This is a genomic window from Hymenobacter saemangeumensis (assembly GCF_039541835.1).
GTDB lineage: Bacteria > Bacteroidota > Bacteroidia > Cytophagales > Hymenobacteraceae > Hymenobacter > Hymenobacter saemangeumensis.
This window is the reverse complement of sequence record NZ_BAABGZ010000074.1, coordinates 87659-96772: the sequence shown is the minus strand read 5'-3', so window position 1 is coordinate 96772 and position 9114 is coordinate 87659. Positions and strand designations below refer to the sequence as shown.

11 protein-coding genes are annotated in these 9114 nt (G+C 52.1%); 4 read left to right on the top strand and 7 right to left on the bottom strand.

Annotated elements, in window-relative coordinates:
- Nucleotides 1-52: 52 nt before the first annotated feature.
- The 5 genes from ABD919_RS18530 to ABD919_RS18510 all read right to left on the bottom strand — a co-directional run bounded on the left by ABD919_RS18530 (nt 53) and on the right by ABD919_RS18510 (nt 3182).
- Complete coding sequence (locus tag ABD919_RS18530) at nt 53-520, bottom strand: two-component regulator propeller domain-containing protein (protein WP_345237545.1); 468 nt, start codon at nt 518-520, stop codon at nt 53-55.
- Between the two features lie 215 nt (nt 521-735).
- Nucleotides 736-1329: a hypothetical protein gene (locus tag ABD919_RS18525; RefSeq protein WP_345237544.1), complete on the bottom strand. Its 594-nt coding sequence runs from the start codon at nt 1327-1329 to the stop codon at nt 736-738.
- 171 nt (nt 1330-1500) lie between these two features.
- Nucleotides 1501-2073 (bottom strand): hypothetical protein, encoded by a 573-nt coding sequence (locus ABD919_RS18520; RefSeq protein WP_345237543.1) that lies wholly within the window; start codon nt 2071-2073, stop codon nt 1501-1503.
- Between the two features lie 105 nt (nt 2074-2178).
- On the bottom strand, nt 2179-2721 hold the full coding sequence (locus ABD919_RS18515) for a DinB family protein (protein WP_345237542.1): 543 nt from the start codon (nt 2719-2721) through the stop codon (nt 2179-2181).
- A gap of 164 nt (nt 2722-2885) precedes the next feature.
- Nucleotides 2886-3182: an HPF/RaiA family ribosome-associated protein gene (locus ABD919_RS18510; protein WP_345237541.1), complete on the bottom strand. Its 297-nt coding sequence runs from the start codon at nt 3180-3182 to the stop codon at nt 2886-2888.
- A 178-nt stretch (nt 3183-3360) separates the two neighbouring features.
- Between ABD919_RS18510 and ABD919_RS18505 the strand changes: the two genes are divergently transcribed.
- Nucleotides 3361-4053, top strand: a complete 693-nt coding sequence (locus tag ABD919_RS18505; RefSeq protein ID WP_345237540.1) for a DUF481 domain-containing protein — start codon at nt 3361-3363, stop codon at nt 4051-4053.
- A 521-nt stretch (nt 4054-4574) separates the two neighbouring features.
- Here the strand turns inward: ABD919_RS18505 and ABD919_RS18500 are convergent.
- Both ABD919_RS18500 and ABD919_RS18495 read right to left on the bottom strand, forming a co-directional pair.
- The gene (locus ABD919_RS18500) at nt 4575-5888 is read right to left on the bottom strand and encodes a hypothetical protein (RefSeq protein WP_345237539.1); all 1314 of its coding nucleotides are present in this window, start codon (nt 5886-5888) and stop codon (nt 4575-4577) included.
- Nucleotides 5889-6523: 635 nt separating this feature from the next.
- A complete protein-coding gene (locus ABD919_RS18495; RefSeq protein WP_345237538.1) occupies nt 6524-7168 on the bottom strand; it encodes a zinc ribbon domain-containing protein in 645 nt (214 codons plus the stop codon).
- A 212-nt stretch (nt 7169-7380) separates the two neighbouring features.
- On the opposite strand from ABD919_RS18495, the gene ABD919_RS18490 reads away from it, so the two are divergent.
- The 3 genes from ABD919_RS18490 to ABD919_RS18480 all read left to right on the top strand — a co-directional run bounded on the left by ABD919_RS18490 (nt 7381) and on the right by ABD919_RS18480 (nt 9011).
- Nucleotides 7381-7932, top strand: coding sequence for an RNA polymerase sigma factor (locus tag ABD919_RS18490; RefSeq protein WP_345237537.1), 552 nt, complete (start codon nt 7381-7383; stop codon nt 7930-7932).
- Between the two features lie 81 nt (nt 7933-8013).
- The gene (locus ABD919_RS18485; RefSeq protein ID WP_345237536.1) at nt 8014-8472 is read left to right on the top strand and encodes a hypothetical protein; all 459 of its coding nucleotides are present in this window, start codon (nt 8014-8016) and stop codon (nt 8470-8472) included.
- 23 nt (nt 8473-8495) lie between these two features.
- Nucleotides 8496-9011 carry a hypothetical protein gene (locus ABD919_RS18480; protein ID WP_345237535.1) on the top strand — a complete coding sequence of 172 codons (516 nt, stop codon included), beginning with the start codon at nt 8496-8498 and terminating at the stop codon, nt 9009-9011.
- Nucleotides 9012-9114 lie beyond the last annotated feature (103 nt).

Below are 9114 nucleotides of genomic sequence, written 5' to 3'. Positions count from 1 at the left end.
CAAAGTCAAGCGCAAGCGCCTGGCCTGGGACGACACCTTTCTTGACCGCCTGTTAGCCCAACTGGCCGAATGCGTTTAGTCTGTTGTATACCCAATGCGAGTTGCGATTGTAGGAGTTCGCGTTATGAGTCAGATTCCTTGGTAAAGGAATCTTGAATTCAGTAAATGTTTTCCCATCATAAATACAAAGCCCTGCGTGGGTGCCAATCCAGATTTTACCCTCCTTATCCTCCAAAATGGAATAGATGTTATTACTAGTCAGCCCATCGGTCACTAAAAACTGTCTAAACGATTTCCCGTCATATTTATAAAGCCCATTTTCTGTGGTGCCGAACCAAAGATTACCGGCTTCGTCCTGCAGGCTACACTGAACATTGCCATACCTGGGGTCGCCAATTGTTTTTATGAGTTTTGGATGCTCTGTTGGTAAGATAGTTTTATCTGGCACGTTGCAGGCATTGCCAAAAACCATTATCGTCATAAAAGTATAAGCTTGCCATTGTGAGATATGCTTTTCCATTGTACAGATTGCCATGAGGTTTGTTGTCTGTTTCTCAGTTTTGATATCGCTCTTGAATAACTCCTGACGTTTGGGATAGCAAAGCCATTGGTTGCGTTAACTGTATAGTGTAAATAATTAGAATTTGTACAATATTATTGTAATTGGGTAAATTAACGAAGGCAATTTGTCCGAATCGAAAAGGCTTTTTATTGGCAGTAAGTAATTCAGTCTGCCTATGTGTGTCTTTTATAGTTTCTTAAAGCTCTTAAATTGAGCTTCTCCTTCTTTAAGGTTGAATAGATTAAGCTGAAATATTCCTTTCGCATATCTTCTTTTTTCTTGCTTCTTGGAACATATGTCCAAGGTTGAGAATTGGTCCCGGTAAATTCAAAGTAGTTGCTGGCTGTTTTAGAAAAGAAATACACAGCATTGCCAAATATTGGGGGTGTAAATTTTAGTGTTTTCTCATCCTGAGTTACATATGTTATGTGCTTGTTGCCATAATTGAAAATATCTTGTCCGGAAAAAGGAGTCACAGAATAAATTTTACTGTCGCTCACGATTACCGTCAAGCAGTTATTGTTCTGTCTCCAAATGATGAAAGTCAAAAGGCCGTCGCTACTTTTGATATGGTCGAACAACATAGTGGTTTGAAAAATAATAACTTCACTTGTTTTATCAAGGAGCAAGCTGTCTTTATACCTGTTCACTATTCTACTGTCAACGCTAACAAAAACTTTACTGCCCCTTGCATGTCCTTCAAAAGTATTGGTGCAAGCGAATGAAATGATGATGAAAATTATCGTCTTGAAAATCTTGCGCACCATACTCATACCTAAGAATTTAACAGTTATTATTAATTTTTGGCGATGTAGGATGAGTGCATATTCGACCTTCGGAAACAAGACCATTTTCCAGCATATTGCTGAAAGCAAATAAAATGCATATTGAGAAGAGCAGCTGGAGGTAGGGTTGCGTTATATTGTGGTTGCAAGCGCTTAACTCATAGGAGTTAGTTGGCTCCTGTTTAGCCCCTGGTTTTGCAAGAGCAGCCGGTTAATCCTGGAAATATGAATCCAGTGATGGAATACCAGCAGCATACCCACCGCACCCGCCAGCTGGCCCACGAGGCCTGGTACAAAGGACAAAAGCTGGGCGATGCACCAGCCAATTCCCGAAACCATACCATAATCGGTAATATCGCGTAGCCCCACGTTGGTTTTCTTTTCTTCTTCCAGCGAATTCGCTAAGTCGATTACGATAAAGAAGTCCTCAACGAAATTAAAGGGAATAGCAAACATGTACCATACCGAGTGCGGCTTTGCTTTTCTGTTTTCTGGCTTTATCAGCGCCAGGCATTTTTGCAGCGTGCGGCAGTAAAAAGCCACCATGCCGAAAAACAAGCCCACAATTAGCATCGTGCCGGGAATTCCAATTCCGGAGACATCCTCTAAAATATTTCCCTGGCTACTGCCGCTGGTGAAAGGCTGGACCGCCCAGGCAAGCAGCAGCAGCGTCAAGACCAGCCTTATCAGAAAGCTGGCGGCCAGGTTTCGTTGTGGAGTGGTCATAGTGAAGCATTAGTTTCTGGTGGTGGCACAAGCGCCTGGCAGAGGCGGCTTGCGCTGGGCCTGTGCAGCCGAACTGTATGCGTGGGGTAAAGAAGGGCGCGCGGCTTATGAATTCAGTACCTTCAAGAACGCTATCCAGGGGCCGGTTTCGGCTTGGTACTGCTTGGCCATCACCCTGGCAATTTGTGCAATATGGTCGAGGTCGTGAACTGCCCAGGTCGAGAGAAGCTGCCGGAGGGTGACCGGGCCGAAAGTAGGGTGGATGCCGGTTTTGTCGAGGTCGCCGGGCGTAATGGGCAAGGCACGCAGCTGCGTTAAGTTCTGCTGCCGTACGGCCTGAAATTCCTGCAGCAGCTCGCGTAAGGTTTTGCCTTTACTGGCTTCAAACTGTGCAAACCGGTCGAAGGGCACAAACTGCTTTTCTGGGCTAGCCGACAAAATGGTGTGCACTCGCGGCAGCCAGTCGGTTTTGTCGCCATGTATGAGGTGACCCACTACATCGTACACCGACCACGTATCGGGGCCTTCGTTACGGGTTACCCAGAAGTCGGAAAGCCCGCCAGTGAGGTGAAGAAGGGTAGCCGGCGTTTGCCGGAGTATTTCAAGGGTCTTATCCAGCGAAAAGGATGACATGTTTTCTACTGTCATAGGAGCGGTATTCAGAGCAATTGCACAGGAGGCACAGCGGCCTGGCTGCCTATTGCGGGAAAGCGCGAAAGCTACAAAAAAAGGCCCGCCGGCAGTACCGACGGGCCTTTTTTTGTAGCGGTGAGATTGCGCGAGCCAGCGCCCTGGCCGCAAGCCCCTGAGTGCTAATCCACGAACTGCCGCTTGAGCTTTTCGCTGGCGTCGCGCAGGCTGGCGTTCCAGGTGGCGCCGCTACCTTCGGCAAACAAATCCTTGCCGGGGATGCCCAGGCGCCAGCGCACGTGCTTGTTGTTTTCGGGGTTGGAGCCGTCTTCGCGCAGGTACACGTCGGTTGCTACGATGTCGCTGCGGAAGCGCATGACCCGGCGCAGCTCGCTTTCAACCTGGTCTACCAGGCCCTGGCTTTCGGAGAAGCCTACGGTTTGCAAATCGACTTTGATGTTATCAATATTGTACTTCATTCGGCATTGGGAAAGGAAGGTGAAGGAAACCACGGGCCAGAGTTTGGCCGGTGGCCCTTTTAGTACGGCGATGCCAGCAGCCGGTTACTGCCGGTCGCTGCTGCCACACCGGCTGGCCCGCCCATGGCAGGCAGCTTACCCGCGGCAGCTGCCGCGCACAGTGCTTGTTGCGGCGGCTTTGTCTTTTAGCTTCCCCGCCCTGGCCCAAAAGCCCGACACTACCATCATTCAGTACAAAGGGCAGCTTACCGGGCAGTACACGGCCGGGGGCGTGAACCGCACGCTTATCTCGACCTCGCACGCAGTTACGCTGCTGCGCGGCAAGCACTTTGGCGCCCCCCTCACGGCCAGCTTCATCTTCGGCAAGCAGGATGGCTTGCTCAAGGAGCGGGAGCTGCTGGCCAATACCACGCCTTACTACTGGAAAGGACGTTTCCGCTTTTACGGCCTGGGCGGCTACGAGCGCAGCAACCTGCGCGGCATCCTCAACCGGGTGCAGGCCGGCGCCGGGCCGGGCTGGGCCTTCTACACCGACTCACTGGGCCGCGAAGTGGCCCTGAGCAACCTGCTCATCCGCGAGGCAACGTACTTCCAGAATGGCAGCGAGCGGGTAGTCACCCGCAACTCCGTGCGGCTGAAAGTGGCGTATTCCTACCGGGTATTCTCTCTGAATTCGGTTTCCTTCTATCAGCCCAACCTCGAGCTGGCCAGCGACTACCGCGCCACCCAGCAAACCACGCTGGCCCTGCGCTTCACGCCCCGCTTCGCCATCACGGGCACCTACAACTATACCTTCGAAAGCCGGGTGCTGGAAGGCAAGCCCACCGACAACACCAATGTGACCGTGGGGGTATCCTTCAGCACGAAATAGCAGGAGCGTAGAATTGTAGTCCGCGCATGGTAAAGTGCCATGCGTAATCCAGGGCAAACCAGCCTTTCATATCAGGCATCTGGCCAACAGCCTTACTCCAATTCTTATAGGTCTGCGGCCAGCTGAAAGACGTTACCGTGAAAGCCGCGAAGTGGACTGACGCAGCAGAAGTAAGTTTGAATTGAAATAAAAAAGCCCTCGCAATTACAGTTGATTGCGGCGGCTATTGGGGTGGGTAATGAACAAGGCTTTGCGATGTGGTGGCATGCCGTGTTCCGTCGGCTTAAGTTTATTGGGAAAGTTGAATAATGTTGATTTGCCCAGCATCTATTCGTCAGCCACCATATTGCAAATCCGCTGTTGTGTGCTTGTGCTTCTTCCCATACCCCAGATTCCTGTTCCAGCAGTGTAAGAATGTCCGCCGTATTTTTTCTTGCCAAAAATTGTCTTGATACTCTTTTTGCCATTGCTGAGGCGCAGTGAGAGTGGGCCCTTCCAGAAACGCCTCATAGGAAGTAACGTTACTTTTGCGTTGCCAAAAATAATTTTGCATCCGCATCACCTCCTGCCGCTAATTCCTTTAACAACTCGTCAAGTTTCCAGTACTTCTTTTCTTCCTTGGATAACTTACCTCCCGCAGAAAAGCGAGAATATGCCTGTGTATCAGTGATTGCCTGGATGACATCAATGGGCTTTAGGCCTTGGGCGGCCGCAATTTGCCGAACTTCATCGGCTGAATAAGGTGCTAGGACGCCATCGGGAAAACGATTGTAGTACTGTCCAAGATTATAGGTGTAGTTGTGCTTACTGATTTGATAAATACGGCGATAAGCATTGTCACGATACTCCTTTGCGGAAAGCAAGGTTTTATCGTCCGGGTTGGGCGACAGCAGTAAAATCCGGCAAAGTTCGCCCACCCGTTTTTTATCCTTGTGAACTTCAGCAATGAAAGCCAAAGTTACAATGGGTTGGTCTTCAAGTAGATGTATATTTTTAAAAGCTGCTAAAGCTGACGGTGTATCGTAAGTCAGGTAAGCTTCGTAACTCTCCAGCATGTACTTTAAAGTGCCTTCCGGTTCGCTCCACAACACATTTTTTTGCTTACCCTTTTTACCAGCGCTAACATCCCCTGGTTTTTCCCGCCAATCAAAGAAGTAAGGGCGAAAGGATTTTCCCATGGCCGCATGTATCACGTCAATTTTTTCAGGAAAGCGTTTCACCAACCGTTGCAGGGCGGCTAGCGAGGTAACCGGTGCCGGCGTAGCCTGGAGTTCCAAGATAAGAGCCATCACATCAGGAAAGGGGGCAGTGGCTTCTATGTTTTTTAATTGTAGCAGCAGACCCTTGGCTCGGAAATACGCTGGATTGGGCTTTAATTCCAGGTATCCATTATCGCTTTTGACTTCTTCATAAGAATAGTTCCTGGCCTCAATTGCATCAAACCCGACGTTCAAATAATCAAATTTTATCGGCTCTCTATAATTTTTACTCACAAACAAATTAAAATCAAGCCGTTTGTCGAAAGCGTCCTGTTTTTGTTTTAAATCATCATAATACTTTTTAGTGGCTGCTTCCTCTTCTGCTTTTTTCTGCGCACTCGTTTTCTTTCCGGCTCTTGCGGCAAAAAGGTCAGCCAGTTCCTGCGCCACCTTTGGATCAGCGCCTCCGCTATAAGTCTTTGGTCGGTAATCAGCGGTGCGAATCCCCTCCAGGTAAGCATCCTGGTAGGCCTTATGTTCTTTTTGGCGTTGGATGTCGGCAGGAGTTAGCGATTGCGCATAAATTATTTGACTGCCGGCGGAAGAAAGTATGAGTGCTAAAAAGATAAAACGCATATGATGATTTAAAAAGTGAGCTATTGAAGATAACGAAACTAGCGGGCAACAGTCTCTAAACCTATACCCATCAGCACGGTTTTTTTAGCCGGATAGTAGTCACCGCAATTGTCTTCATGTCCCCGGACTCACAGGGATTGCGCACAACGAACGGGGCTTTGTGCAGTTGTGAAATTAACCAACTGCCATCGATAACTAAAGCTAAATTTATGAATAAAAGTTGAAGTTATGAACTGCTGCCTGGCAGTATTCAGTCTGCCGGAAATGAAGCCTAGATATGTACCGTTGCCGATTGTACTTCCCTTAAGCCAGAATTGCACAAAACCAATGTGGGCAGCAGTGCTTCATTTACGAACTTACATTTATGAAATGCAAGAATGCTGATTAACGGTTTGTCAATGAGAAGCAATACTGCTGGGTTTTTAGCATTGCTGCCTACATTTAGGTTAGCGAAGGTGTAAGTTTCGCTGATTTCTCAATAGTACGAAGTAGGCCTTCGTTTACCATACCAAAGATGGGATGATTAGCGAAGGTCTCATAAACCAAGTGCATCGAGGGGCGAGGGCTAATGAAGTTACCAGTTAAAAGGCCTGCCAATATCCCGGCAGGCCTTCTACAAAACCGCTTAGGGGGCATTAACCCTGGCTGGCCCCGCATTCGGCGCAAAACCGCTGGCCGGGCTTCATCTTTTCGCCGCAGCTGCCGCAAAACTTCTCCTTCTGCTGGGCGGCTGCATTGGTGGTGCCGCACTCCGGGCAAAATTTCTGGCTGGCCGCAAGCTTGGTGCTGCAGTTGGCGCACTGCACAATGCCGGCCTTGGACTTGAAGTCCAGGTCGCGGGTGTAGTCCTGACTGCGGGTTTTCTCCTGAATCTGCTCGCGCGTGGCCTGCGCCTTCTGGGCGGCCAGCTCTTCCTGCTCGTCGGGGGCGCAGTCTTCGCAGAGGCCGGCGCTGTGGTTCCAGCACACGTCGGGGCACACCCAGTGCCCGCAGCGGGTGCACTGCTTAAAGTGCTTCTTGCCCTCGGCCACGGCCTCTTCCATGGCCGAGTCGTGGGCCTTGCCGCCCACGGCTCGCTGCATCTGGTAGGTGGCGTCTTCCACCTGATGAAAGATGCCGCCGAAGAGGCTGCCGGCCGCACTCAGCAGGCTGCCCGCTATGCCCATGGCACTGGGCTTAAAACGCGACATGTGGCCGTTGCCACACTTGTCGCAGTAGAACTTGAATTGAAAGCCTTTGTCGGTCGACAGGTCTTCGTGGTTGGCAACGAACTGAATCATGGTACTTATGCAGAAAAGTGAGTTAGATTTTGCAGAGATAAAATTAGAGAATATTTCTGTGGCAGGTGAGTAAAAATAGAGAAATTTGTAAGCCTGTGCCAGCATTTTTCGGCCGCTTCCAGCAAAATTTAAGCCCGGGCTAAACCTTGGCCAGGCCCGGCAGTCCAAGGCTGCACAATTCATTCTGAACACCTTTTCCTCTGCTAGCCGGATTGGAAGACCACGAAATCCTTACCCGCTTCCAGGACCCCGCCTCCCGCAACGTGGCCTTCAACCAGCTCGTGCGCAAGTACCAGAGCAAGGTGTACTGGCACGTGCGCAAGATGGTGGTCGACCACGACGATGCCGACGACCTGACCCAGGACGTTTTTGTCAAGGTGTGGAAGCACCTTTCAACCTTCCGGCAGGATGCCGCCCTCTTCACCTGGATTTACCGCATTGCCACCAACGAGTGCCTGAGCTTTCTGAGCAGCAAGCGCCGCAAGTTCCTGCTGCCCCTCACCGACGTAGGCGCCGAGCTGGCCGCCAAAATTGAGGCCGACCCAGCCCTGGCCGGCGATGAAGTGGAGCTAAAGCTGCAGAAAGCCATTCTGCAGCTGCCCGACAAGCAGCGACTGGTGTTTAACCTGCGCTACTACGAGGAAATGCCCTACGAGCAGATGGCCGAGGTAACCGGCACCAGCGTAGGGTCCCTGAAAGCCAGCTACCACCACGCCGTAAAAAAGGTGGAAGAGTACGTTACCCGAATGAGCTCGTCGGGCTGAGCATTCCGTACCGGGCACCAAGAACACGCTTCTATTTCCTGACTTGATTAAACGCAACCTTCCTTTTCCTATCCAAGCCCTATGCAAACCCCATTTAAACTCGACCAGCACCCCCGGCGGCCCCGCGCGTTGCTGAGTGAGCCGCCGGCCGGGTATTTCGACCAGCTGCCCACCCGGGTAATGGCACGCCTGCCGCGCCCTGAAGAGGCCGACGCGCCCGGCTGGGCCTGGCTGCTGCAGCTGCCGGCCGCCCTGCGCACCAGCCTGGCTGCCACCGTGCTGCTGGGCGGCTTTGCCGCCTCGTTCTGGCTGAGTGGCCCCACCCAGCCCCAGCCTGTTGCGGCCGTCTCCCTCGACGCGGTGCCAAAAACCGAGCTGGTCAGCTACCTGCTCACGAGCGGGGCCCGGGTCGAGAGTACCGACCTGGCCCTGCTCGCCGCAGCCCACCCGGAAATGGCCCAGGGCTTTCTGCACGCGTCCGACGACGAGCTTTCCGAGGTGCTGGCCGACCAGCCTTCCGAAGACGCGGTTTACTTCTAACCTCCTTTGCTTTGACTTCTGTTATGTCCTTTTTCTCTTCCTCTATCGCATTCTCCATCCGGGCCTTTGCGCTGGCCGGCCTGCTGCTGGCTGCGGCTCCGGCAGTGCAAGCTCAGAATGGGCCGGGCGGTGGCCGCCGCGGCGAGCGGCTGGCCCAGCTGGAAAACGCCAAAATCGCCTTCATCACCAACCGGGTTTCGCTCAGCCAGGAGCAGGCTCAGAAATTCTGGCCGCTTTATAATGAGTTTACTGCCCGCCGCCGGGAGGTGCACCGCAACGGCCGCCTGGCGCGTCGCGACATCAGCGAAGGCATGAGCGACCAGCAGATTCGGGACAACATCAGCCAGTCCTTCGTCGCCCGCCAGCAGGAGCTCAACCTGGAGAAGGAGTACTTCGACAAGTTTCAAAAAGTCATATCCCTGCGCCAGGTCGCTCAGCTGTTCATGGCCGAGCGCGACTTTACCAAGGAAGTTATCAAGCGCGTGGCCGACCGCCGCGGCGGGCCGGGTGTAGGTGGCGCCGACCTGGGCGACGACTAAGCCGCCCGCATGCTTTGCCAAGGCCAGAGGCCACTGCCCCGCAGTGGCCTCTTTACTTTTGTGCCCCAGCACGAATAGGCAGAATAAAATGTTGACTACAGCC

Bases quoted from the DNA above. Each gene is read 5' to 3' on its own strand.
- ABD919_RS18500 (WP_345237539.1), bottom strand. From the start codon at position 5,888: ATGCGTTTTATCTTTTTAGCACTCATACTTTCTTCCGCCGGCAGTCAA.
- ABD919_RS18485 (WP_345237536.1), top strand. From the start codon at position 8,014: ATGCAAACCCCATTTAAACTCGACCAGCACCCCCGGCGGCCCCGCGCG.
- ABD919_RS18530 (WP_345237545.1), bottom strand. From the start codon at position 520: ATGGAAAAGCATATCTCACAATGGCAAGCTTATACTTTTATGACGATA.
- ABD919_RS18520 (WP_345237543.1), bottom strand. From the start codon at position 2,073: ATGACCACTCCACAACGAAACCTGGCCGCCAGCTTTCTGATAAGGCTG.
- ABD919_RS18495 (WP_345237538.1), bottom strand. From the start codon at position 7,168: ATGATTCAGTTCGTTGCCAACCACGAAGACCTGTCGACCGACAAAGGC.
- ABD919_RS18515 (WP_345237542.1), bottom strand. From the start codon at position 2,721: ATGACAGTAGAAAACATGTCATCCTTTTCGCTGGATAAGACCCTTGAA.
- ABD919_RS18480 (WP_345237535.1), top strand. From the start codon at position 8,496: ATGTCCTTTTTCTCTTCCTCTATCGCATTCTCCATCCGGGCCTTTGCG.
- ABD919_RS18525 (WP_345237544.1), bottom strand. From the start codon at position 1,329: ATGGTGCGCAAGATTTTCAAGACGATAATTTTCATCATCATTTCATTC.
- ABD919_RS18510 (WP_345237541.1), bottom strand. From the start codon at position 3,182: ATGAAGTACAATATTGATAACATCAAAGTCGATTTGCAAACCGTAGGC.